18 protein-coding genes are annotated in these 25,563 nt (G+C 39.6%); 12 read left to right on the top strand and 6 right to left on the bottom strand.

Annotated elements, in window-relative coordinates:
- Nucleotides 1–7: 7 nt before the first annotated feature.
- The 4 genes from AC04Q1_RS18515 (at nt 8) to AC04Q1_RS18500 (ending at nt 7,052) form a co-directional block, all read left to right on the top strand.
- Complete coding sequence (locus AC04Q1_RS18515) at nt 8–3,406, top strand: TonB-dependent receptor (protein WP_478366053.1); 3,399 nt, start codon at nt 8–10, stop codon at nt 3,404–3,406.
- 10 nt (nt 3,407–3,416) lie between these two features.
- Entirely contained in the window at nt 3,417–5,198 is a 1,782-nt protein-coding gene (locus tag AC04Q1_RS18510) for a RagB/SusD family nutrient uptake outer membrane protein (protein ID WP_478366052.1), read from the top strand.
- A gap of 132 nt (nt 5,199–5,330) precedes the next feature.
- Nucleotides 5,331–6,257, top strand: a complete 927-nt coding sequence (locus AC04Q1_RS18505; RefSeq protein WP_478366051.1) for a metallophosphoesterase family protein — start codon at nt 5,331–5,333, stop codon at nt 6,255–6,257.
- A 183-nt stretch (nt 6,258–6,440) separates the two neighbouring features.
- On the top strand, nt 6,441–7,052 hold the full coding sequence (locus AC04Q1_RS18500; RefSeq protein WP_478366050.1) for a hypothetical protein: 612 nt from the start codon (nt 6,441–6,443) through the stop codon (nt 7,050–7,052).
- A gap of 81 nt (nt 7,053–7,133) precedes the next feature.
- On the opposite strand, the gene AC04Q1_RS18495 is transcribed toward AC04Q1_RS18500, so the two are convergent.
- Entirely contained in the window at nt 7,134–7,664 is a 531-nt protein-coding gene (locus AC04Q1_RS18495) for a DinB family protein (RefSeq protein WP_478366049.1), read from the bottom strand.
- A 351-nt stretch (nt 7,665–8,015) separates the two neighbouring features.
- Between AC04Q1_RS18495 and AC04Q1_RS18490 the strand changes: the two genes are divergently transcribed.
- The 4 genes from AC04Q1_RS18490 to AC04Q1_RS18475 all read left to right on the top strand — a co-directional run bounded on the left by AC04Q1_RS18490 (nt 8,016) and on the right by AC04Q1_RS18475 (nt 11,316).
- A complete protein-coding gene (locus tag AC04Q1_RS18490; RefSeq protein ID WP_478366048.1) occupies nt 8,016–8,585 on the top strand; it encodes a porin family protein in 570 nt (189 codons plus the stop codon).
- 280 nt (nt 8,586–8,865) lie between these two features.
- Entirely contained in the window at nt 8,866–9,624 is a 759-nt protein-coding gene (locus tag AC04Q1_RS18485; RefSeq protein WP_478366047.1) for an NPP1 family protein, read from the top strand.
- Nucleotides 9,625–10,063: 439 nt separating this feature from the next.
- Nucleotides 10,064–10,531 carry a putative immunity protein gene (locus AC04Q1_RS18480; RefSeq protein WP_478366046.1) on the top strand — a complete coding sequence of 156 codons (468 nt, stop codon included), beginning with the start codon at nt 10,064–10,066 and terminating at the stop codon, nt 10,529–10,531.
- Nucleotides 10,532–10,659: 128 nt separating this feature from the next.
- Nucleotides 10,660–11,316 (top strand): hypothetical protein, encoded by a 657-nt coding sequence (locus tag AC04Q1_RS18475; RefSeq protein WP_478366045.1) that lies wholly within the window; start codon nt 10,660–10,662, stop codon nt 11,314–11,316.
- A gap of 49 nt (nt 11,317–11,365) precedes the next feature.
- Here AC04Q1_RS18475 and AC04Q1_RS18470 read toward each other — a convergent pair whose 3' ends face one another.
- Both AC04Q1_RS18470 and AC04Q1_RS18465 read right to left on the bottom strand, forming a co-directional pair.
- Complete coding sequence (locus AC04Q1_RS18470; RefSeq protein WP_478366044.1) at nt 11,366–11,599, bottom strand: hypothetical protein; 234 nt, start codon at nt 11,597–11,599, stop codon at nt 11,366–11,368.
- Between the two features lie 230 nt (nt 11,600–11,829).
- Entirely contained in the window at nt 11,830–12,288 is a 459-nt protein-coding gene (locus AC04Q1_RS18465; protein WP_478366043.1) for a MaoC family dehydratase, read from the bottom strand.
- Between the two features lie 403 nt (nt 12,289–12,691).
- On the opposite strand from AC04Q1_RS18465, the gene AC04Q1_RS18460 reads away from it, so the two are divergent.
- The 4 genes from AC04Q1_RS18460 to AC04Q1_RS18445 all read left to right on the top strand — a co-directional run bounded on the left by AC04Q1_RS18460 (nt 12,692) and on the right by AC04Q1_RS18445 (nt 18,996).
- On the top strand, nt 12,692–15,082 hold the full coding sequence (locus AC04Q1_RS18460) for an ABC transporter permease (RefSeq protein WP_478366042.1): 2,391 nt from the start codon (nt 12,692–12,694) through the stop codon (nt 15,080–15,082).
- 448 nt (nt 15,083–15,530) lie between these two features.
- Nucleotides 15,531–17,987, top strand: coding sequence for a TonB-dependent receptor (locus AC04Q1_RS18455; RefSeq protein WP_478366041.1), 2,457 nt, complete (start codon nt 15,531–15,533; stop codon nt 17,985–17,987).
- Between the two features lie 228 nt (nt 17,988–18,215).
- Nucleotides 18,216–18,656, top strand: a complete 441-nt coding sequence (locus AC04Q1_RS18450; RefSeq protein ID WP_478366040.1) for a PaaI family thioesterase — start codon at nt 18,216–18,218, stop codon at nt 18,654–18,656.
- A 163-nt stretch (nt 18,657–18,819) separates the two neighbouring features.
- Nucleotides 18,820–18,996, top strand: coding sequence for a hypothetical protein (locus AC04Q1_RS18445; protein WP_478366039.1), 177 nt, complete (start codon nt 18,820–18,822; stop codon nt 18,994–18,996).
- Between the two features lie 81 nt (nt 18,997–19,077).
- Here AC04Q1_RS18445 and AC04Q1_RS18440 read toward each other — a convergent pair whose 3' ends face one another.
- The 3 genes from AC04Q1_RS18440 to yidC all read right to left on the bottom strand — a co-directional run bounded on the left by AC04Q1_RS18440 (nt 19,078) and on the right by yidC (nt 25,560).
- Complete coding sequence (locus tag AC04Q1_RS18440; RefSeq protein WP_478366038.1) at nt 19,078–20,358, bottom strand: nucleoside recognition domain-containing protein; 1,281 nt, start codon at nt 20,356–20,358, stop codon at nt 19,078–19,080.
- A gap of 276 nt (nt 20,359–20,634) precedes the next feature.
- The gene (locus tag AC04Q1_RS18435) at nt 20,635–23,493 is read right to left on the bottom strand and encodes an alpha/beta hydrolase family protein (protein ID WP_478366037.1); all 2,859 of its coding nucleotides are present in this window, start codon (nt 23,491–23,493) and stop codon (nt 20,635–20,637) included.
- A gap of 273 nt (nt 23,494–23,766) precedes the next feature.
- Nucleotides 23,767–25,560 (bottom strand): membrane protein insertase YidC, encoded by a 1,794-nt coding sequence (yidC, locus tag AC04Q1_RS18430; protein ID WP_478366036.1) that lies wholly within the window; start codon nt 25,558–25,560, stop codon nt 23,767–23,769.
- Nucleotides 25,561–25,563 lie beyond the last annotated feature (3 nt).

Below are 25,563 nucleotides of genomic sequence, written 5' to 3'. Positions count from 1 at the left end.
GCGTGTAATGAAACTCATAATAGTTTTGATGGTTACTTGCCTGCTTCAGGTAAGTGCGACAACAAGCAATGCCCAGAGCCTCTCTTTGGTCCAAAAAAACATCACCATTAAACAGGTTTTCAGAGCCATCCGGAAACAAACCGGCTATAATGTGCTATGGGAAGCCGATAAACTCCAAACCGGTAAAACCATTGACGCGAAATTTAACAATGCTTCCTTAGATGAAGTATTGTCGAAATGTTTCGAAGGTAAAGACCTTACTTATGCCATCGATGAGAAAACGATAATCATCAAATCAAGGCCGTTGTCTTTGTTCGAAAAAGTGATCAATATTTTCCGTTCCATAGAAATTACCGGAAAGGTGTTGGATGAAAAAGGAATTTCCCTGCCCAATGCCTCCATCCTGATAAAAGGGACTAAGACATATCATAAAACAGATGAAAATGGCAACTTTAAGTTCAGTGTGCCCGATGAAGGAGCAATATTGGTGGTTTCTTATTTGGGCTATAAAACCAGAGAGGTACCGGTTTCAAAAGATGGTTTGCTAAATATTAATCTCCAGCCCGATATGGCCGATCTGGAAGATGTGGTAGTAGTGGGCTATGGCACGCAGAAAAGGGCCAATTTAACCGGTGCTGTAGATGCCATCAGTTCAAAACAACTGGAAAACAGGCCGATTGCTAATGTTGGTCAGGGTTTACAGGGATTGATCCCCAATCTGAATATTTCTATTGCCAATGGCCGGCCAAATACCGCACCTGATTTTAATGTAAGGGGTTTTGCTTCCATTAATGGCAGTGGTGCTCCGTTGATTTTGGTCGATAATGTTCCTTTTAGTGCATCCGACTTGTTAACCCTTAACCCGGCAGATATAGAAAGTGTGTCGGTGCTGAAAGATGCCGCCGCTTCGGCGATATATGGCGCAAGAGCACCTTTTGGAGTGGTTTTGATCGTTACCCGATCCGCAAAAAGCAGTAAGATCAATATCGGGGTAAACAGTTACATGGCTTACCGTACAGTGGGCAAACTTCCTGAAGTGGTTACTGATCCTTATGAGGTATTAAAGTTGAAAAATGAAGCGGCCTTTCCTTTGTACAACCCTGCTTATAGTGCCGCACTGGTAGAAGCAGCGAGGTTACGTTCGCTGGATCCATCAAGACCGGATGTAATCGCCGACCCTACCGACCCGAACAAATGGTTTTATATTGGCTCTACCGATTGGTTAAAGGAAGCTTACGAGCAATCGGCACCAACCTATAATGTAGGTATAAATATCTCTAAAAAGGCCGATCAGGTAAGTTATTATCTCTCTGCAAATTATTATAAGCAGAAAGGAATGATCCGCAAGGCGGATGAAGACAATAACATCTATAATTTGAGGGGAAAGGTAGATTTGAATGTGACCAAATGGTTGACCATTTCGAACAATACGATGTTAACCTCCACCTTTTATGAAGCGCCAACATTTATTGATGGCAATTACTTCTGGAATATTAACCGTACCAATGTTACCGATATTCCCCGTAACCCTGATGGTTCGTGGACGGCAGCAGGCGCATCATTGCTGGGTGCGGTGCAAGAAGGAGGCAGAAAAACCATGAGTACCAATACGGTACAGACCACTTTTTCTTTTGACGCGTCTTTGGTCAAGAATGTATGGAGTTTAAAGGGAGATGCGACATTTAGAAGAGTAGACAGTTTAGGTAAGTCGTATGAAATCCCTGTCCCTTATAAAACAGGACCAAATCTTGCGCCCCCCTTGTCTACTTCCACCTCTGCTACAGACCAAAATGGTAATGTGAAATACAATGTAATAAATCTGTACACCCAGGCGCATAAACAATTGGGCGATCACTTTATTTCAGGATTAGTAGGGTATAATCAGGAACAATTTAGAAATGCACGGTTTTTGGCTTCGCGCAAACAACTGATTTCTAATGGACTTCCTTCGCTTAATTTGGCTACAGGCGATCAAACCGTAACCGAAACTGTTGCCGAATGGGCTGTTCAGGGGCTTTTCTATCGCCTCAATTATAATTTCAAGGAACGTTACCTGTTGGAACTGAATGGCCGTTATGATGGCTCTTCCCGTTTTGCACCCGGCAAACGCTGGACATTTGTGCCTTCTGCCTCTGCAGGCTGGATGATCTCACAGGAGCAGTTTTTTGCACCTGTTAAAAAAGCGCTGTCAATGGATATGTTTAAGGTAAGAGGTTCTTATGGTATTCTGGGTAATCAGGCAGCTGCCGACGAATACGATTATCTGGCCAAGATGAGCAGTGGCAAAACAAGCCAGATACTGGGCGGTTCACAACCTACTTATGTGAGTCCGCCTGCGGCAATTTCAAGTAATTTTACCTGGGAGAAAGTATCAACTATTAATCTTGGTCTTGATATGAGTTTCTTTAAAAACAGGCTTGAACTTAATTTAGACCGATATACCCGTTTTACCAAGAATATGCTGGTACCCGGGAAACCACTGCCAGGTGTTTTTGGTACGGGTTCTCCAACAGCAAATGCCGCCGATTTAAAAACAAAGGGCTGGGAGCTGAAACTGGGCTGGAAAGATCAGCTGACGTTAGGTGGTTCTCCGCTTACTTACAACGTGGTGCTTGCCGTAAGTGATAGCTGGTCTTACATCACCCGTTTCGATAATCCAAATAAACTGCTAAGCGACTATTATGAAGGAATGGAAATCGGTGAGATCTGGGGATTAGAGTCGGAAGGTTTTTTCCAGAATGCAGATGAACTGAAAAATCACGCCAACCAAACTGCCGTAGGTACCGACGATCAGCGTTACCAGTATTTTGTAGGGGATATGAAGTTTAAAGACCGCAACGGGGATGATAAAGTTGATTTTGGGAACGAAACAGTAGGTAACCCGGGCGATTATTACAAACTTGGCAATAACCGAAACAGATTGCCATACAGCATTGATTTATCGGGCGCATGGAAAGGTTTCGATTTAAGGGTATTTATACAGGGAGTGGGTAAAAGAGACTGGTATGCTGCAGGAAGCAATATCTATTTCTGGGGTATTTACGCGCAGCCCTGGACTAATGTAACTGTGCAAAACCTCGATCACTGGAGTCCGGAAACACCGAATGCTTATTTTCCGAGGATAAAAGCCTATGCAGCTGAAGATACCGGAGAGGAGCTTGGCATACCGAATACCCGTTTCTTACAGGATGCTTCTTACCTCAGGGTAAAGAATATCACTTTGGGTTATACCCTGCCTAAAAGCTTTTTGAGAAAGGCAAAGCTGGAGAATGTGCATTTTTATGTGAGTGGTGAGAACCTTTTCGAACACTCTAACCTTAAAGTAAAGCTCGATCCTGAAGGACTGGACGGTAATCTTTATCCTTTTCAACGCACCTATTCATTTGGCCTGAACTTTAATTTCTAATAATAAACAGATGAAAAAAAAATATAACATTCATATTTTCCTATTTATATTGATTGTAGGAACTTTGGCAGGTTGTAAAAAGGATTTTTTAGACCGGATTCCCGAAACCACCATTACCCCCAACCAGTTTTTTAAAACTACTGCCGATCTGGAAACCTATAGCAATGGATTTTACGGCATGTTCGGCCCAAGTACAAATGATCTCTTTTCGGATAACATCTCTGTAAACTTAGGTGGCAGCGAACTGGATAACATGATCAGGGGAAAAATCAATGCAACAAATGTTGGCGGATGGGACTGGAAAAACCTGCGTACCATTAATTACATGCTCAACAACCTTCAACAGGTTCAGGGAGATCCCGCAACCATTAAACACTTTGTAGGTATTGCACGTTTTTACCGTGCCATATTTTATTTTAATATGATCGCGAGATATGGTGATGTTCCTTACTATTCTACCGTATTGAACCCGGATGACCAGGCGCAGTTATACAAAGCCAAAGATCCCCGCACTTTGGTGGCCGATTCGGTAAAAGCCGACTTAGAATACGCTGCAGCCAATGTAATGGCAACAGGAACCAATACACGGATTACCAAATGGGCGGCCCTAACCGTATTGGCAAGGTTCTGTCTTTTCGAAGGTACTTTTAGGAAATACCACGATGAGCTTGGCTTACAGGCCTCAGCCAGTACTTTTATACAGCGGGCCGAATCGGCCAGCAAAGAAGTAATGGGCGGAGGATTTAGCATTTACAATACCGGCAAAAAAGGAGAAGATTACCAGAAACTTTTTACCAGTGAGAATTTGAGTGCAAATAAGGAAATGATCTTTTACGATGATTACGATCGGGCTTTAAACCGTTCTAACAGTACACACTATGTTTTCGATTGGCAGTGGGCCATCAGCAAAAGCCTGGTGGATACCTATCTGATGACAGATGGTACCCCATTTACTTCAAGTCCGAACTGGGATAAGAAAACCTATGCTGAGATTTTTAATAACCGCGATCCGCGAATGACTGTAACCATTATGCCTCCGGGCTTTTCGACTACGCTCGGTGGAATACCCAATAAAACCAGACCTACTTTTGGTGGTTATCCGCAGATTAAGTTTTATGCGATAGATCCGGCCAGTAAGGTTTATACCGAGTTTACCGATCTGCCGATATTGCGTTATGCAGAAGTTTTATTGATCCATGCAGAAGCCAGGGCCGAATTAGGCTTGCTTAACCAGGTTGATGTGGATAATACCATTAATGTTTTGCGTAACCGCGCCGGAGTAGCGTCATTAAATATGACCACTGCCAACACTGCGCCTGATGCCGTTTTAGCCAATATGTATCCACAGATTACCGGAGCGAATAAAGGTGTGCTTTTAGAAATCCGTAGAGAACGCAATGTAGAAATGGCCTGCGAGGGGCTTCGGTTTTACGATTTATTGCGGTGGAAAGCAGGTAAGCTGCTCGAAAGACCAACCCAGGGCATGTATTTGCCTAAACTTGGCGCCTACGATGTTACCGGTGATGGCATAGAAGATATTTCTGTTTTAGCTGCCCCAAGTGATGAAAGCCCGCTCAATGGCCTGTCAGCAGATGTTAAAAAGAACCTGGTGAAATACTATCTGAGTGATAACAGTTTTTATTTGAGTAACGGCAGTTCAGGTTTTATTATGTTTCCCGAAAATATCAGTTCGCCAAGATCATTCATCGAACCGAAATACTACTATTTTCCTATACCGATGCAACAGATACTACTTAATCCGCAGTTGAAACAGCCTACGGGCTGGCAATAACTGATCGAAGAAGCTGCATATATATAATTCTCATCCTGAGCCTGTTGAAGATATCGTTAAAACCAATATGGTGTTTCGACAGGCTCAATATGGCAAGTTAGGCCTCAATTTAAACACAAACAAACAATACAAATGAAAAGAAGAAGTTTATTAAAATCAATTCCTCTCGCTGCCGCTGCTCTTGTGGCAGGAGATCTAAAGAATCTGGCTTCAGCTGCTCCAGCAGAGAAAAACAACAATAGAAAACCGGTACTAACCATTGCACACATTACCGATGTGCACATCAGGAATGGTGATGACGCGCCTGCAAGATTTGAAAAATGTTTGAAGGAAATCAAGAAACATAAAGTAGATTTTTTTCTCAATGGAGGCGATAGCATTCATGCCGCCGATTATAAAGACATTACACGGGAAAGCGTAATTGAGCAATGGCGCATCTGGGACAACTGTATCAAAGAGATAGCCGAATATGAAGTGCACAGCTGTATTGGCAATCACGATACCTGGTGGGCTGCTCCATCTACCTCCGATGAAATGTATGGTAAAGACTATGTGGTAAAAAAACTTAAGATTCCAAACCGTTATTACAGCTTCTCTAAAAAAGGCTGGCATTTTATCATTTTGGATGGAAACAATAAGAATACGGCATTGGATAGCGAACAGTATAAATGGCTGGAGGCCGAATTGGAACGCTTGCCTGCCAATACACCAGTGTTGCTGATGTCGCACTACCCGATATTAACCGTTACCGGTACCTGGGAAGGTGGACAACACGGCGATCATAAAGAACTGAAACAATTGTTTTATAAACACAAAGACAAGGTGAGGGTTTGCCTTAGCGGTCACCAGCATTTATTAGATCGGGCATGGTATAACGGAGTAGAATATTATTGCAATGGTGCAATGAGTGGCTTTTGGTGGGGCAAGGGCGATAAAAGATCTGCAAATCCTTATTATTATCAGGAAACCGCTCCAGGGTACGCTATCCTTAAATTATATAGCGACGGAACATTAGAAAATAAATATATCGAAACTGAGCGGCCCGAAACAACCGGCTAGTTTATTTATTTTCTATTGGATTTGTCATGTTGAGCCTGTCGAAACGCCTGAAAATTATTTAATTTAGCCCTTCGACAGGCTCAGGATGACAATGCTACCTTCTCATTTTTTAAGGCCTGGTGCGCCTATTAAATCTTATATTTTTTGTAATATCGCTTAGGATCCTGAAATTTAATTTACCCAATGCTGCAAAACCGTGTAAATCCTTTTGGAGAAATCATTCGTACAACTGATCGTGGTGCCTGGTTGGGCAACCGTGGTGTGTTGCACAATGATCAACAGGAGATTGTACGCAATTATAAAATCAAGGCATGGATTACCTGTGTACTTGAATTTCGAGGAAGGCACCGGGAAGTGATGCAACCCAACCGCTGGACAGAATTATTCTTTTTAGACGAAGCCACTGCATTTTCGGCTGGGCACAGGCCCTGTTTCCAATGCCGTTATGCAGATCACCAACGGTTTAAAACCTATTGGTTAAAGGGCAATCCTGACCGGGGTTTTAATATGAAGACACCGGTTTCGGAAATAGATGATATCCTGCAGGCGGAAAGGATACGATTCGATCAATCTAAAGTGACTTATGAAGCGCGGTTAGCCGTTCTTCCCAATGGCACATTCGTATCATACCAGGATAAAGCTTATCTCGTAAATGATGGTCAACTGCATTTATGGACTTCTGCCGGTTATGAAAAACCGATTGCATTTCCTGACGTACTTACTTTGCCCGTACTCACGCCTCGATCAATCGTAAATATGTTTAGTGCGGGTTATTTACCACAAGTTGCGCTTTAATAATAAAAAAGAAAATTGTTCAGCCTGTAGGTAGGCTATCTTAAAAGATAACCTACACCATCAGCCGCGTGTTTAAGGGTTTTAGAACAATTTTTCCTGAGGTGGTTTTACTCCTGCTAAGCGCAGGTATACAGTAGCCTGCCCCCGGTGGTGGGTTTGATGCTCAAAATCTTTGGTAAAAACCATATCTTTAGTCATTTCGAAACGGCCCATAAACTTTACTTTTTCTTCCAGTTGCGCAGGCGTCATCTTTTTTAAAGCGGCAATTACATAATCGTACTCGGCCATTACTTCTTTTGTAACATTTGCTTTCGATTTATCAGCGGTTTTTTCAACTGCTCCTAATTCAAAAGGACTTTTCTCGCCAGTTGCCGTTGCAGTGAAACCATAATTGGCATCCGTAAGGTGCAGCATCTGTTCTGCAAAAGAGCGCATTTCGGGTGTAGGTTTTAAAGCGTAGCCTGATTCGGGCATGGCATCAAGGTATTCCTTGGTATAGGCCTTTGCTCTTTCCCATTCAGCAATTTTAATGCTAGCTGGCGTTTGTGCATTTGCAATGCCCAGCATCACCAACAGGCAGGCCAGGCTCAAAAATAATTTTAATGTTTTCATAAGCTGTTTTGTTTGTGATCCTAAAGATAGGATAGAATCCGATTGAATGCAATACCTTAAATATCAATATGCTGCATGTTTGGTTTTCGGATAAAATCGTGTATAATATAAAATGATAATAATTATAGAAAGCAGTCGCCAGAGATCTTGTCTTTCTAAAATTGTTGCATTAGGTAATTCCCGGACCTTAAACATCCTGTACTTATTTACATTGATTAGATTGCAAGTTTAGGATGCCACAGGCTAAATTATTAACAAAATATTTTTCTATCGCGTAGGGGTAAAGGCATTTGTTGCTGTCATACTATCAAATCACAAAAACAAATGATTAATTATTCAAAAACAAAAATTATGAAAACGAACAAGTTTTATTTATTAATTGCAGTATTATTTATCATGGCAGGATCTGTAAAAGCACAGGATGCTGATTTCACTTTTGGTTTAAAGGCGGGCGTAAATTATGCTACACTGCCAACAAGCCTTAAAACAATAACCGATAAAAAAGGCAAAGTAGGTTACAACTTCGGTGCATTTGCACGGGTGGGCAAAAGCCTATATTTTCAGCCAGAGTTAAATTATGTAACATTTAAAAGTTCTTATGTATATGCCTCAAATACCTATACCCCTAAATTTAATCAGATAAATTTACCATTAATGGTGGGTTACAAAATTATCGATACTGAAGCATTAAATTTTAGGGTTTCTGCTGGTCCGGACGTTAATTATACCCTTAACGATGCAAAAGGGCCGGCTGGTTTCGACTATAAAAAGTTTAATTTGGGCGGTGTCATTAATGCTGGGTTTGATATTGGTAATATTACCATTGATGCACGCTATAGCAGAGGACTAACGAAAATCAACAAATCACTTAATGAAAAAACAGGTTTGTTTAACTTATCTGTTGGATTTAAATTGTTTTAACCAGGGGCAGTTCATAACTCTTAAATCAGAATCTTTTGAGTGCAGGATAGGTACTGTAACTCAAAAGATTTTGTATTTTTTTGTCATTTCATTAACAGTGCTAACAATTGTTGATTTTTTAAAACGGAAATAGTGAAGGCCTTTTCTTGGTCGACAATACATTCAGGTCACGCTTAATGTGAAAAGCTGAAATTATCCATCATTTTGATTTTATAATCTATTGGGATCTTTAATTTATTGTGAATCTTTAATAAAGGTTACACATTCTAACCAAAAAATTATGAAAACAAAAATCCCATTGTTTGCAATGGTTGCTGTCGCTATGACATTGAGCCAGTGTACAAAAGAAAAGCAGAACAACCTTTCAACCGCCAAAAAACCAACTACAACGAGTATGGTTGAGGCGAACAAAACGGGCGCTCAGTTTATGTGTGCCGACTGCCAGGAGAGTGGCTCAAAGATCACCGGAAATACGGCCTTTAACCTGGCCTGGACATTTTCTCCAATTATGAAGTTCGATCGCGCCGCGCCCGATTACCCCACAACAGTAGAAGATATCTGGGCAAGCACCAATCCATCCAGTATTGTTTGTAATGGAACACTTGTCATGGTTAACCGCGATGCACCAAGAAGTAAAAACTTCCCCACTTATTATGAAGTGCAGCAACATCCTAACGATCCCAATCGTGTATTTATTGATTTCTGGTGGACTTACAAAACCCAAACTACCTGTTTTGCTAATTTAGGCGGGCACGATTACGACTGGGAGCACATTGTTGTTCAGGTAAATTCGCAAACCAACCGGATCATTACAGTTACCTATTTTCAGCATAGTGGCTGGTATACTAAAGACTGGAGAAATATCGCTGCGGGTACCCGCCCGCAGGTTTACGTGGGCAAAAAAGCACATGGATCTTACCATTTCGGAAATAGCATCTCTTTTCCAGGTTACGATTGCAGCTATTATGGCGATTATAGAAATCCAAACGGAAGTGCCGATGAAGTAATTACCTGGAACAATATAGCCTGCTTGCAATAAGCTGCGATGTTGCACAGTTTAGTTTTAACGGTAATTTTGGTGGAATAGGTAAGGGACCATTGTATCGGTATAGGGCTTATTGGAGTTTTTCTTCCTGTAGCGGAAATGCCGGTATTACAGGTAGCGACGGTTGCAGTCAGAGCGATTTTCCTGAAGGCACCCAAATCGGAAGTATATAAAATTTCAATGGAGTCTGTGTTATATGCCATCGGGGAGATCTCTGCTAGCATGTCTGAGCCTAGTCGAAGACCCTTTAATTAAATCGCAACCATATAAGACAGATAAGACCATTTAAGCTTATGCAGTATTAAAATTGTCTTATATGGTTTTAAATAATAATTAAACCAACTGGTTTTGTTCCTAATCAAAACATAATGGCATCCCAATCAATTTTAATCGTCGTTTTCTATATTTATATCGTTTTCTCAAATTGATATAGATGCCAACCCAGCCAAAAATTAAGCTATCTGATTTTACATATATTAGGACTGAGATAGATAAACGCTATGATCGTGCAGATCAGGTTACGCTGTCGAAGTGGGCGATCAGCTGTGCAAAACGTGTATTACCGCTCGCCAAAGATGAAACCATCGATTTATTGGCTGTTGAAAACGGATTTAAGATCAATGAGCTGTGGCAAAATGGAAAAGCAAACATTCACGACGTTCGGCAGGCAGGATTTAAAATTCATGCGGTGGCCAGGGCGTGTAAAACGGCCGTCGGGAAAAATGCAACACGAACTGCCGGACAAGCAGTAGCGGTTGGGCATATGAAAGAACATGCCATGGTGTGTGCTGATTATGCCATTAGAACCATCGGTCTGGCTTTCCCTGAAGAATTAAACAAGGTAAAAGAAGAGCGGGAATGGCAGTTAAAAGAATTAAATCGGATTCTGATAAAAGATTAATTTTAAGCCTAAAATGACGTAATCATATATAATGAACAAAAGTTATTGATAATTGTAAATTAAATTCTACAATAATTATTAAAAGTGTTATTTTTATTCGTAATTTACATGCTATTAATTTTTTAGTCATGAAAAACGCGATCTTTTTACCTGTTGGGCTTATTTTATTGATTACCTTAAGTGTTGGTTTTCGTTCGGACAGGAGCCTGATAACCAGTGGTAATGGTTTGATCATAACGCGGCCATTAGGGTATATGGAAAAGTTAGACGGCGATCAATTGATCGAAACATTGATCTTGCAACGGTTTAATTTTAATAAAGCATTAATTAAGAATGGTTTTGATCCTAAAAAAGAAACTCCAAAAGCCATATCTATAATAAACAGCAGCTCCGCCAGCATCATATCATTTAGCGGATTTGATTATTTAGTTAAACAGAACAAAGTGATCGGCATTAATGGCATTCAACTTTCATCATCGGCTTTAGCCACAATTACGGATAAGATTGTAAAGTTAGACCAGATGCAGCAGTATTGCTGTATTCAGGCAAATTTGGCATATAAACAGGAAAACCGTGATCTGAATACCGTGAAAACACTAGACCGTCAATATTTTGCGGCATTAAAGGCCTTTAGATCAGTTACTTCAAATATAGCCGACCTTGCCAACAAATCAAACCCATCCCTGGCTATAGTAACAGCGGTGGCTCAAATCAAAATGCCTGATGTGAAAATGATCGGAACAACAACCGACCTTAATGGAAGTTATGTTGCGAAAATAAAATGATTGAATTATAGAATGACTGAATTGGTGAGTTAGCGACTGATTGGCTAATCTATTTTATACCAGTTACCATATAAATCGTTTGTCCGGCAGCACCTTCATAACCAGAAACTACTTTATAATCGTAATAAATGTCTATTTCATTTTTGAATTCTTCGAGCGAAGATGCTTCTTTAGAGCTGTATTTCCTGTCCCACTGAAATTTACTTCCCACTTTTAATGTTGCCTTGTTGCCGTTAGCGGCATGATTGACGATTAACTGGCCAGGTGTGATGATATTTTCCATATTAACCTAACAAAGTTATATGATATTGGTTTTTGTCGGATCGAGTTTAATTCAATTTGAGGTAGTCATTAAAATTTACAGACTAATTTGCACAGCTTATGGCATTTGTTTTTCCCGCAGATGGCATGGGGCAACGCTGAATATAAGATATTATCATTTGAGTTAATCACCTTAATCTGCGGGACAATTTATATTCTTGTTTATGATTTGGAAAATCTGTAAAACAACAATTATATAAAATGATATAAAAACACCACGTCACCTACATACGCCGGCTTTGGTTGATCTTTAATCACCAACGTGGCCTGAATGGTTACCTTTGTTATTCCCCTTAAATTGCTGATACAATTCAGTTTTGCTTTCAGTTGTACTTCGCTATCAACCAATACCGCCTGCCCAAACTTAAACCGCTCAATACCATAGTTAATTTCCATTTTGATATTGCGAACATCAGCAATCTGTTTCCACAAATAGGGGATTAACGATAAGGTTAAGTAACCGTGCGCAATAGTCGCCTTAAATGGTCCTTCATTTTTCGCTTTTTCAGGATCGGTATGGATCCATTGGTGATCTAAAGTTGCATCGGCAAATTTATTGATCTGTTCCTGGTCTATAGTATGCCAATGCGAAACACCTAGTTCTTTGCCAAGATGCGATTCATACTCTTCGAAATTATTGATCACCAACATTATATTCTGTTTTTCGGGTTAAGCACTGTTTAACAACTCCTTTAGGTACAGCTCTTCCTTCAGGTATATAGTTGGATTCCACTCTTCTGTCCCCAATGATAATAATAATAACTGTTCCTTCAACAGTATACGTATAAATATATTTTAAAGATTTTTTGTATTGAATATGTTCAATCGTTAATATATTAATATACAGAAGTTTGTGGCCAGGTTCAGATACACCTAAAAACGACGCAATAAAAATGATACAAAGATCTAAACATGCTGTTCGTTTATGCACAACATTGTTCGTTAATGAACAGGCATGATCTATGACGCAAATGATAAATGCCCTTTTGGGTGCTTTCGGTGGGCTTGTTTATATTTGGCATAGGAATAGCATCATCCATAGAAATTTAGACCTATGTTCAAATTAAACCTGAAGATTGCTTTTAGAAACCTGCTGAGGAACAGATCATACGCACTGATCAATATCCTTGGCCTCTCTATCGGAATGACCAGTTGCATTTTGATCTTTATTTTTATCCAGTTCCAGCTGAGTTACGATACACATTTTAAAAATAGCGATCGGATATTCAGGTTTGTAACGGACTGGAAATACAATAGTTTTGATGATTATTCTGCCGGAGTGCCATTACCCTTTGGGCCTGCAGCTAAAGAAGAGCTTGTAGGTATTGAGAAACTGGCCAGGATTTCGCGCAACAGCGGCGTAGTGTTGGTACGCAATGGCGATGGCACCGAGCATTTTAAAGCTGTTAAAGATGTGTATTTTACAGAAGCCGATTTATTCGATATCCTTCAGGTGAAATGGCTCTTCGGAAAACCTACCCAATCGCTTTCAGAACCCAATACCGTGGTGATTTCGGAGAGAACTGCCAAAACTTTCTTTGGTTCGGCACAAGAATCTATAGGTAAAAATTTTACGTTTTGGAATTCAATCCGTTTAAGGGTTGTAGGTGTATTTGCCGATATGCCTGGCAGTAGCAGTATCCCTATGGAAATCATGATCAGTTATCCTACTTTTTATGGCATCAACAATCAAGATTGGGATTCGGTAAGTACGTATAATGAATGTTTTATGCTCTTAAGATCTGGCGCTTCCATGGCAGCATTGGAGCAATCGTTAGAAAGAATGAGCGATAAATATTTAAAGCAAAAAAAGCTTGCGGGCAATCAGCGTAGCCACTTGCAGGCTTTATCTGATATCCATTTTAGCGAGCGTTATAATAATTTTGCTGAAACAGCCATTACGAAAAAGGAGGTTTACGGACTGGCCATTATCGGACTTTTTTTAATGGTTACAGCCTGCATAAACTTTATCAACCTGGCTACAGCACAATCCGTTAACCGCTCAAAGGAGGTAGGAGTGCGTAAGGTAATGGGTGCCATGCGCAGGCAACTGGTATGGCAGTTTTTGGCCGAAACCACCACCATAGTAATAGTTTCTATGTTGTTGGCCTGTATTTTCTCTGAGTTATTATTGCCGCTGTTATCACATCTTTTTAAAGGGGAGGTTTCATTATCGCTATTTACAAACCCTTCGGTTTTTGTTTTTCTTTTTGTTCTTGTCGTATTGGTCAGCTTTTTGGCTGGATTTTATCCTGCCATGATTATTTCAGGTTTTAGTCCGGCTTTAGCCATCAAAAATAAGGTACGTATCCAGTCAGGGAACTTAAGTTTGCGGATGATTTTGATCGTTATGCAGTTTACGATTACCATCGTGCTTATCATTGCCACGGTTGTTGTAATAAGGCAAATGCAGTATGTAAGGGAAAAACCGCTCGGTTTTAAAAAAGAGGCTGTGGCACTTATCGGTTTTCCGGGTGATAGTGTAAGCATGAGCAGCCAGCAGCTGTTCAGGGAAAAACTGCTTCATATACCAGGCGTCGAAAAGCAGAGTTATTTTGTTAGGCCGCCTCTTTCGGGTACCATGAACACTACAAATTTTTATGTTGATGGCAGGGAAAATAAAGATTTCGAGGTAAGGTTAAGCCCAAGCGATGAACATTATTTCGATCTGTTCGGACTGCAGTTTGTGGCAGGGAAGGTTTATCCAAAAAGTGACACAGCTAATGCATATATTGCAAATGAGACTTTTGTAAAGAAAATCGGGATCTCTAATCCACAGCTGGCAATAGGTAAAGTAATCTCGCAAAATGGAAGGACAGGTCCAATAGTGGGTGTGGTAAAAGATTTTAACGATCAATCACTCAAGGAAAAAATATCACCAATGGTATTTTATCAGGAGAAAAGGCAGTATTACAAAATGGGATTGAGATTGGATTCCAAACAAATTATGCCGGCCATGAAAACAATAGAAAATCTTTGGAAAAGTAGTTTTCCCAACGAGGTGTATGATGCGAAATTTATAGACGATGACATCAACATTTATTATGAATCGGAGCGCATTACAGGACTTTTGTTCAAGATATTTGCAGGAGTAATTATGTTTATTTCATTTATCGGTCTTTTTGGCCTAATCTCTTTTGTTGCAGCCCAGCGTACACGCGAAATGGCCATCAGAAAAGTGCTTGGTGCTACAACGGGTGAGCTGGTTAAAATGCTCAATAGTGCATTTATCCGGATGGTTTTTGTGGCCAATCTGGTCGCATGGCCATTGGCTTATATTTTAGCAAGCAAGTGGCTATCAGGTTTTGCTTATCGGGTGCAGCTTGGGGTATGGCCTTTTGTATTGGCCTTGGCCGCGTCAATGGTACTCACGCTGATTACCGTAAGTTTCAGATCTTACCGTGCAGCCAAAGCAAATGCTGTAGACGCACTAAAGTATGAATAGGTATGGAGTAACCTATGGCCCCATTGGGTGTATATGTGTAAGGTGCTTATTTACAAATGATTGGCCATTAACATCAATGATAACGTAGTACAAGGATCTTTACTTACCTATCCACCTCTGTGTAAATCCCCTAAAATCAGCGGGAGACATTACCTTGTGTCTCTAGGGACACCGCTGCCTGTACCTTTTCTAAGGATTTTCTCTTATCTATCCACCTCTGCATAAATCCCTGAAATTACCGAAGCCAATTCGCTACGATTTCCATTAATCCAAAGAGCAGCAATACGCTGCTCATTTTACATCTTTTATAGCTATTAAAAACGCTCTTCGCCTTACGCTAAGCACTTATTTATCCAGATCTTAATTATTGTCTAAATATTTTATTTGATTTATTTAAATTAAAATTTAGATTTGTCTAAAATTATATTTAGATAAATCATTTGTGTTCATGAAATCTCTCTTACTATATTGCTTCTTTTTCTCTATCTCGTTAAATGCAATTGCACAAAAAGTGATGCTTAAAGGTTTGGTTACCTCCCAAAACGAACCTGTTGAAAATATCACCATTAAAATTGTCGGGTCTAATGGGTCCACTAAATCGAACGTTTCCGGTCATTATCAGTTAAAAGATATTCCATCCGGAAATTATGACCTTATTTTTTCGGGCGTTGGTTATCAATCCAAAAGAATTAAAGTAGTTTTAAAAGGCGATAGTGCTTGGGTTAACGCTGATCTGTTAAGTTTAACCTCCGATTTAAGCGATGTGGTAATTACCGGCGTTAACCGGGCCACCCAGCTGCGTAAAAGCCCTGTACCCATTGCAGTGCTATCTAAAAAATCAATGGATCAAAATGTAAATACCAACCTCATCGAAGCCATTGTAAAAGGTGTTCCAGGCATTACCGCAGTAACTACAGGACCAAACGTTTCTAAACCATTTATCCGTGGTTTAGGCTACAACCGCGTCCTAACCTTGTACGATGGCTTAAGACAAGAAGGCCAGCAGTGGGGCGATGAACATGGTATTGAGGTTGACGAATATGGCATTACAAGAGCTGAGGTTGTAAAAGGCCCCGCCAGTTTGACCTACGGATCTGATGCATTGGCTGGAGTGATCAACATGATTCCTTATAGCCCGAATTTTGAAAATGGAAAGTTAAAAGGCGATTTTACTGCCAATTACCAAAGCAATAATGGAATGATCGCTTCGTCGATCGGGCTGGCCTACATTAAAAACGATTGGAAATATACATTTAGGGCAACTGGCAAAACCGCACACAGTTACGAAAATAAAATTGATGGTCTGGTGTACGGAACTGCTTTTAGAGAATACAATTTATCGGCCAGTGCAAGGGTAGATAAAGACTGGGGTTTTTCTAAAACAGCCATTACCTATTATGATAACCTGATGGAAATTCCCGATGGGAGTAGAGATTCTTTGTCCAGGAAATTTACCAGGCAGGTATTGGATGATGGAGATGATATTAAACACAGGCCTATTGTAGCCGATGGCGATCTGAACAGCTATTCTATTAATCCCTTGCATCAGCACATTCAGCATTATCGCTTTTACAATACCAGTCAGTATAAATTTGGCACCAGCGATTTAAACCTCATGATCGGTGGACAGCAAAGTGTGCGGAGAGAATATAACCACCCGACGCTATCAGGTCAGGCCGGACTTTACGTAGTGCTCAATACCTTTAATTACGACCTTAAATACAATCTGCCCGATTTCGCCGGTATAGAAAGTACCATTGGTGTAAACGGCATGTATCAGGGCAACAGGAGCAAGGCAGCTACAGATTTCCCGATCCCGGATTATGATCTTTTTGATGTGGGCGCTTTTTATTTTGCGAAAAAATCGATGGGTAAAGTTGATGTTTCAGGAGGGATCAGGATTGATAGAAGAAATATCAACTGGAGCGATTTTTATGTAGGTACCAATGCCCAAACTGGTTTTGGTAAACAGGTAAACTCGACGGATGCTGGCGGGAAACTACAGTTTCCTGCTTTTAATAAAAACTATTATGGTTTATCGGGAAGTTTGGGTTTAACCTATAACATCTCCGAAAAACTATTGATTAAAGCCAATATTGCCAGGGGATACCGTGCGCCGAACATTACCGAAATTGGCTCGAATGGCTTAGACCCAGGTGCACATATTGTGTATTTGGGAAACAGGGCTTTTAAACCGGAATTTAACCTTCAGGAAGATGTTGGTGTTATTGCTTATTTAAAAGATGCAGATATCAGTTTGGAGCTGTTTAACAATAACATTCAAAACTATATTTACCAATCGCGATTAACCGATGCCAATGGAAATCCGGTTGTTATTGTTCCCGGTAACTTAACGTATCAGTATCAACAATCGAAAGCCAGGTTATATGGAGCAGAAATTTCGGTAAATCTACATCCTTCAATGATGAAATGGTTAAATTTTAACAATAGTCTGGCTTATGTTGTTGGATTAAACCAGAACCAGGAGTTATTAAGTAAACGTGGTCACGAAGCGAAGTATTTGCCCTTTATTCCTCCTTTGCAGGTAAGAACAGAGATTAAGGCAACCGCACAAAAAGCGATTGGCATTTTTGATAAGCCCTATATAAAAATGGATGCTGCTTTTTTTGCCGATCAAAACAAATTTTATGCTTTAGATGATACCGAAACCTTTACTGCAGGTTATACTTTAATCAACGGAGGGGTAGGATCAACATTGAAATCTAAAAAAGGAAAAATCCTGTGTGATATTTTCCTTCAGGCTGATAATATTTTCAATATCGCTTACCAATCCAATTTAAACCGGTTGAAATATTTCGAATATTATAACCGTTCGCCCAGTGGCCGCTCAGGAATTTACAATATGGGGAGGAATTTGAGTTTTAAAGTGATTATTCCTATCTGAGAATTCAAGAACTATAACAAGATGTGGTGATCATGTTTTAGGTTTTAATGTTTCGTTTTAGAAAATGGGAGATAGCTAATATCTTCCATTTTTTATCAGTCGATTAAACCTTTTTCCTGAATCCCCTTCCACTCTATGGACTATGGACTATGGACTATGGACTATGGACTATGGACTGTTTTCTTTATTTTTACCTCATTCATCTGACATCATTACATTTTACATCCCATGGAAGTATCATTAAGCGAGCAACGTCTGAATTTCTTAAGACAATCAATAGGCAAAGTGATTACCGATTCGCCATCAAACTTTATGAATTGGCTGGCACCTGTTTTAATAAAAGCCGAAAATGGCATTTTGGTTTGCAAGTATACCATTCGTAAAGAAATGACCAATCCATACCAGATTTTACACGGTGGCGTAACTGCAGGGATTATTGATGATTTAATTGGGGCTACGGTTTTTACCATGGGATTAAACGAACGTTACACCACGGTAAATAATTATATCGATTATTTTGCGCCCGCAAGCGAAGGAGATGAAGTAATCGCCGAAACATCGATCGTAAAAAGGGGACGTACGATATTAAATCTGCAGTGCGAGATATTTTTACCCTCAAAAAAGCGTTTGATAGCTAAAGGTTATTCCAACATGTTAAACATAGGTTAAGCCTTTTTGGATAGTTTAAGGATTAATTATTAATTCCTTTAAATTAACGAAACATTCTCGCTTAGAATTTGTTGTAATTTAACCAAAAATATAATGAGCCATGTTAGAAAATTATTCCACCCTGCAATTCATTGTTAGAGGCAAAATTTTTAAAGGATTTTGCATGCGTATCCAAGATGATTTTCATGAAACTTATGCCGTTGTTTTAGATGGTTACCATTCTTTTTGTATCTGGTTGGATAATAAAAATGAAAAATGGTGTGCGTCTAAAAATGTGGCTATTGATCCCGATGCCATTGATGAAATTATTTACAGAATTTCTTTTCCGCAGGTTTCGTAGTGTAAATCACATTTAACCTAATGCTCATAAAAAAATCCTTATTTGGCTTATACAGTCGAATAGGGATTTTTTGTTGTCGGTCTATTTTAGTCCCGGCCAGAATAAGTAAGCCATCGTTATTGCCGTAATTACACCTATCAAATCGGCCAGTAACATGGAACCAATGGCATAACGGGTATTTTTTATGCTTACCGATCCGAAATAAACTGCTACTACATAAAATGTAGTGTCCGAAGCCCCCTGAAAAACCCCGGATAATCTACTGGCAAAAGAATCCGGACCATTAGAAATCATGGTACTCACCATCATGCCTCTTGCCGCACCACCACTTAAGGGTCTGATCAAAGCCGTTGGAAGGGCATCAACAAAACGGGTATCGGCACCAAAAAAAACAAAAGCCTGTTTAATGCCGTTCATTACTACATCAAAGGTTCCACTGGTTCTGAGCATACAAACCGCTACCAATATGCCAACCAGGTAAGGGATGATTTTAATAGCCGTCTCAAATCCACCTTTGGCACCTTCAATAAACGAATCGAAAACGTCAATTTTCTTATAGAGTGCACCAAGTACGATCAGTAAAAATATCAATAAGATCAGGCCGCCGCTAAGTAAACCGGAGAAAGATGTTATACCTGCAGTATTTAAACGGCTAACATACCACACTATAGCGCCAATTACAGCAGAAATACCCAATACCCAGGTTAGGATGATGGGTTGAAAAAGGTTGATTTTCTGTTTAAAAGAAACGATGATCATGGCTGCCATGGTACCTGCAAAGGTTACGATCATGCAGGGGATAAATACATCCGTTGGATCTTGTGCGTTTTGGGTAGAGCGTATGGCAATAACACTTACAGGGATTAAACACAAACCTGCCGCATGTAAACACAAAAACATGATTTGCGCGTTACTGGCAGTATCTTTATTTGGGTTTAGCTCTTGTAAGCTTTCCATGGCTTTAATTCCAAATGGAGTTGCTGCATTATCCAATCCCAGTAAGTTAGCAGAAAAATTCATGATCATGTGCCCCATTGACGGGTGACCTTTTGGAACTTCAGGAAAAAGCTTTGAAAAAAACGGACTAATGATTTTCGATAATAAACGGATGCCACCCGCTTTTTCGGCAATACTCATAAAACCCATAAATAAAGCCAAAGTACCAACCAGCTCGATGCAAAGTTTAACAGCAATTGAACAGGTTTCGATAATGCCATCTAATTTTAACGGATTTGCCGGATCAGACGATTTACCAATCACCATCCAGTTGAAAATATCGCTTTGCCCGAAGAAAAAGCACTTAATACAGGCCACAACGATAGCTACAATAATAAATGCCGACCAAATTCTGCTTAATGCCATTAGAAATATTTAGTTTTTGCTTTGAAGCGGTTAAAATACCTTTTTTAAGGGAAAGATCATAGAAAAGAGTTCGGAGTTGGGCGCTTGGGGTTTGGAGTCAATAGCAATGGCCGTATTTAGTCTGGAAGATAATAACGGCTTTATAATATGATCATTAAAAAATCCATAATAGATAGCTACTGCTATTTACTATGGATTTAAATTTTTTAGCTAGCTGCTATAAACTATTTCTTCTGCGCCCATGGCCTTCAATTCAATAATGGACCACCGGAATAACTAAGGTTTATCATCCGTTAATTCGAAACCCCAGGTTTTTCCTTTTTCAGTTGCAGGAATTCCGCTGGTCATCCAGGCAGGAGCTTTTGCACCTTTTAAGTAATAATCGAAAAACTGTTGCTCACGGATCTGAATATCCTTACGGTTTTGGCGTTGAACCAGATTGTGTGCTTCACCATTGTAGTTCAGCATCCAAACGGGTTTACCCAAACGGCGCAGGCCGGTAAACATTTCAATCCCCTGGTACCAGGGCACAGCACCATCTGCATCATTGGCCATCACCACTACTGGTGTATTTACTTTCGGGAACATGAATAAAGGAGAGTTCTCGATATATAATTCTGGTTTTTCCCAAAGGGTAGCACCGATACGGCTTTGTGTTTTTTCGTACTGAAACTGACGGTTCATGCCGGTTTCCCAACGGATACCACCATAAGCCGAAGTCATGTTGGCTACGGGCGCACCAGCCCATGCTGCTGCATACATGTTATTTTGGGTAATTAAGTAAGCTACCTGATAACCGCCCCAGCTTTGACCCTGGATGCCGATTTTATTGCCATCTACCCAGCTGTTTTTCTTTAGACTTTCGACACCAGAATTGATAAATTCTACAGCAGATTTACCCGGATGACCAGTTTCATAACTAATATCCGGTGCAAAAACCAGATAGCCATTACTCACAAAATAGGAGATATTTAAACGGGATGGAGTAGGAGCAGGCGCCTGATAAGCATATAAACCATCCGTGAGTTTCTCATAGAAATAAGCAATCATCGGATATTTCTTATTGGGATCGAAATTTTCTGGTTTATATAAAATGCCTTCTGCCTTATAACCTTTTGGTGTTGTCCATTTAACCAGTTCGGCAGTGCCCCAATTGTAGTTTTGTTGTTGAGGATTGGTATTGCTTAATTTTGTTTCGGTTTTAAAATCGGTCGTTACGTAAACATTTGGTGATTCTACGTAATTGGCTTTGTCGTAAATGTAAACATCAGCGTCTTTGGCCTTTACCAGGTTTGAATACTTAAATTTAGCCATAACCACCAATTCTGGTGCTTTAGCCGAACCTACATTGGTGCGGTAAAAACCGTTTTCCTTGGTTAGGTTATTGAAGCCATCTAACCATACCAGTTCGTTAGCTTTTACAAATTTGCTATCTGCGTTTCTTTCAGATCGGTTTTCTTGTTGTACATTTTCGTAACGGAAAGTAAGGTTGTTTGCCCTTCCAAAACCTGCAGTGATGTTTTTCGGTGCCGATTTTCCATCTGGTGAGAAGGACCAGATATCATATTTATCATAAATTAAAACCGCTTTATCGCCTTCTGTCCAGGTAGCTAAACCGTAAGCTGATGGTAAATCTGGCACATCATTTTCTTCATCAACAAATTTTTCACTCAAACCTGCGGTTAAAACAGTAAGCTTTGCTGTTGCCACATTGTAAGTATTCCAGCTTCCTGCCTTTCTGTCAAAGTATAAAACATAGTTGCCAGCAGGAGAAGCGAGTGCATAACCGTTCAAACCCTCAATAATTTTCTTTTTCTGACCGGTTTTAGTGTCAACCAGATAATAATCCTTGGATGTTGAGCCACTCCATTGCGATTCGATCCGGTGACCATAATCAGTAGAAGCGAGAACCACTGCGGCGTCACCTTCTGCAATCAGGTTAGCATCTGGTAATTTTTGATCTGTTAATGGGATTACTTTTGGATCACTGCTATATACATCAACTACCGATAAATAACTTTTTTTGCTGTCTCTGTCTGCATTTTTAAGCTGCATAGGCTGTAAATAATCGTCTTTGTAATTCCAAACATCAACTTTTGCCACTTCGAAATCTACAATAGTCGTATCTTTTGGTTTTTTGATCGGGGAGATCCCAAAAAACAATTTCTTTCCATCTTTACTGAAGGTTATTTTTCCATCACCATTTACCGACCACTTTGCAGGCAAGCCCGGCATGTCAAAATCAACCAAGATCTGAGCAGTATCGAGCGTTAAAGAATTGTAATAAACATTGTAATCTTTTATCTCTTGCTTTTCCGGACTTTGTTCGCCAACAAAAGCAACGTGCTCACTTTCTTCGTCAAAAGTGAAGTTTTTGAAACTGCCTTTGCCTTTAATTAACGTTTTAAGTGTGCCTTTTTCCGTATTTAATAAAAATACACCTTGTGGAGCTATTTTATCCTTTTTAGATCCACTGCAGGCGAAAACCAATTGTTTGCCATCTTTACTGAAATAATAGTCGGTAACAAATTTATAGGTTTTATCAGTACCGGTTAAAAGACTTTTCACCACTAAATCAGTTCCTTCCTCTGTTTTTGCTTTAGCAGCTGGCTCATCATCGGCAAAATCTATTTCGTCATCTTTTTTATCGGCAGGTTTTACAGTTTTCTTTGCAGTATCCGGCTTTTCAGTTAAATATGCCAGTACACCCGAACCTTCTTCCGGAAATTTAAAAGATTTTACTCTTGCCACCTTGGTAATGGCACTGGTAGTGAGGTTTACAATACCCAATGAATCTTTTGGTAGTTCATCAGGTTTTTTCTTTTTGATTTTAGCCTGACGCAGATCTTTATTTAAAGGACGGATGTTAAAAACTGCAAATTTAGAGTCGTTACTAAACTGTGAATTTATTCCTCTTGCAATATTCAGTTTCGCATTGGTTTTGATGTTAGTGATGTATAATTGTGCATCACCTTCTTGTTGTAAGATGCTATACATGGCCCATTGACCATTATTTGATAATTGCTTTGTACCTACTGACTCCCAGGTATCATAAACGCTATGATTTAATGGTTTTTTTTGTGCGTAGGCAAAGCTGACAACGAAAAACAGAATAATTGTTAGTCTCTTTTGCATTTTTAAAAGTTAATTAATTTGTTGGTTGAGATTTAATCTTCTAAAATTGGAATTTTTTAGCTTATTAAGAAACTTGTATGTCAAATATTACAATTAAAAGCCATATAGTGGAGGAGTGCAAAGGCTGAGGCCGAAGGTCCGAAGTTAATGCTCCATAAGCTTATTGCCACGCTCTGCCAAACACCAAACGCTTGTCGCCACCCGCGCAGCTCCAACCAAAAACCCCCGATCACTTTAAGTAACCGGGGGTTTCCGTATGGTTAAACGGCTAAATTATTTTTTAGCTTGTTGTTGCTGACGCATATAGTCATCTAAACGTTGTTGGAATTTAGATTTTTTCTTTTTTTCATCAGCTGGTCTCGCTTTGTTTTGTTGGATTAAAGCATGTATTTTATCATCATCAACCATTTTACGAATTAAGAACTGCTGTCCGAAAGTCATTAAGTTGGCTAAGAAATAGTAATAGTTTAATCCGGCAGGGTAACTGTTTAACACACCTAAGAAAATAACCGGCATAATGTAACCAATGTATTTCATCTGACCTGTAGCACCCGAAACCTGATTGTTAAAGTAAGTCATAATCAATGTAGAGATGGTCATCAGTACACACATTAAGCTCAAGTGATCGCCAATGAAAGGGATTTTTACACCAAATTTGATAAACTCATCATAGGTTGATAAATCTTTCATCCACAAGAAACTTTCTCCACGCAACTCAAACAAGTTAGGGAAGAAGAAGAAAAAGGCCATCACCAAAGGCAATTGCAGTACCATTGGCAAACATCCGCCCAGCGGGTTTACGCCAGCTTTCTTATATAATTTTAAATACTCCTGTTGAACCAATGTCGCATTGTCTTCACCTACTTTAGCTTTAATTTCGTCCATTTCTGGTTTCAAAACCCGCATCTTAGCCATTGATAAGTATGACTTATAAGTTAGTGGCGATAAAGCAAGTTTTAACAAAATGGTTAATACCAAAATAATTAATCCATAATTCCAGCCAAAGCTGTTTAAGAAATTAAATACCGGCAATACAATAAAACGGTTAATGTATTTTAATGGCCAGTAACCCATATCCACCTGTTGTTCCAAATCATATCCCTGTGCTTTTAAAGCGGAGAATTTGTTTGTTCCGAAATAGAATTCCATTTCGTAAACCTGGTTTGCAGTATGCGCATATGGCAATTGCATATTGGCATCATAAAACTTCACCTCACCAGGAGTAGTTGGGATCTTAACTTCTAAACTTCCCTTATCGAAAGCTTGTTTTGAGATCAATGAAGCCGAGAAAAAGTGTTGTTTAAAAGAAAACCATTGGATTTTACCTTTCGATAACTCTTCTTTCTCATCTTTAGAAACACTTAAATGGTTTACATCACCATCCAGATACTTGTAGTAAGGCGCAGAGTAACGGTGCTCACTTTCGATCGATTTCTCTTGCTGTTTTAAAGTAGTTTGCCAGTTTAAACCGATGTTGTTGCCCGCAATTACCTGTTGTAAACCAACCACATTAATATTGAAACTAACTTTATTGCTCAATGCTTTTAAATCATAAACATATTCTACATAAGCATTTGCACCATAGTTGGCACGCATGGTAACCGTATTTCCTGTTTTTGTTGGTGTAAAGTATAAATCATTGGTATTGATTACTTTACCAGCAGCATTCAGATTTAAGCCAAACTTATTCTGGTGTCCATCAAATAAAATAAGCGGTTTTCCGGTAAAGGTTTTCTGACCTTTAATTTCAACTGATTTAATTTTACCACCTTTATTGCTTAGAGTGATCAATAAATTCTCGTTTTCTAAAACGGTTGCGGCTTCGGTACCCGTAATAGCGGTGCCAAAAGGGCCTTTTAAGGCTAAAGAATCTACAACAGGATTTGCAATTGCAGCTGTTTTAGTTGTATCTTTTTGTGCTGGATTAACACCAGCTTTTTTTAAAGAATCTTGGCGCTCCGTTTCTTGGGCTTTTTTTAGTTCAGCCGCGTTCGGCTTCAAAAAGTAGAATGATCCTGCCAAAATGATCATAATCAGGAACAGTCCTGTAAAGGTATTTCTATCCATTAT

The organism is Pedobacter humicola (genome assembly GCF_056490705.1).
Note: the sequence above shows the minus strand (reverse complement) of the source record. Positions and strands in the feature narration are given on the sequence as shown.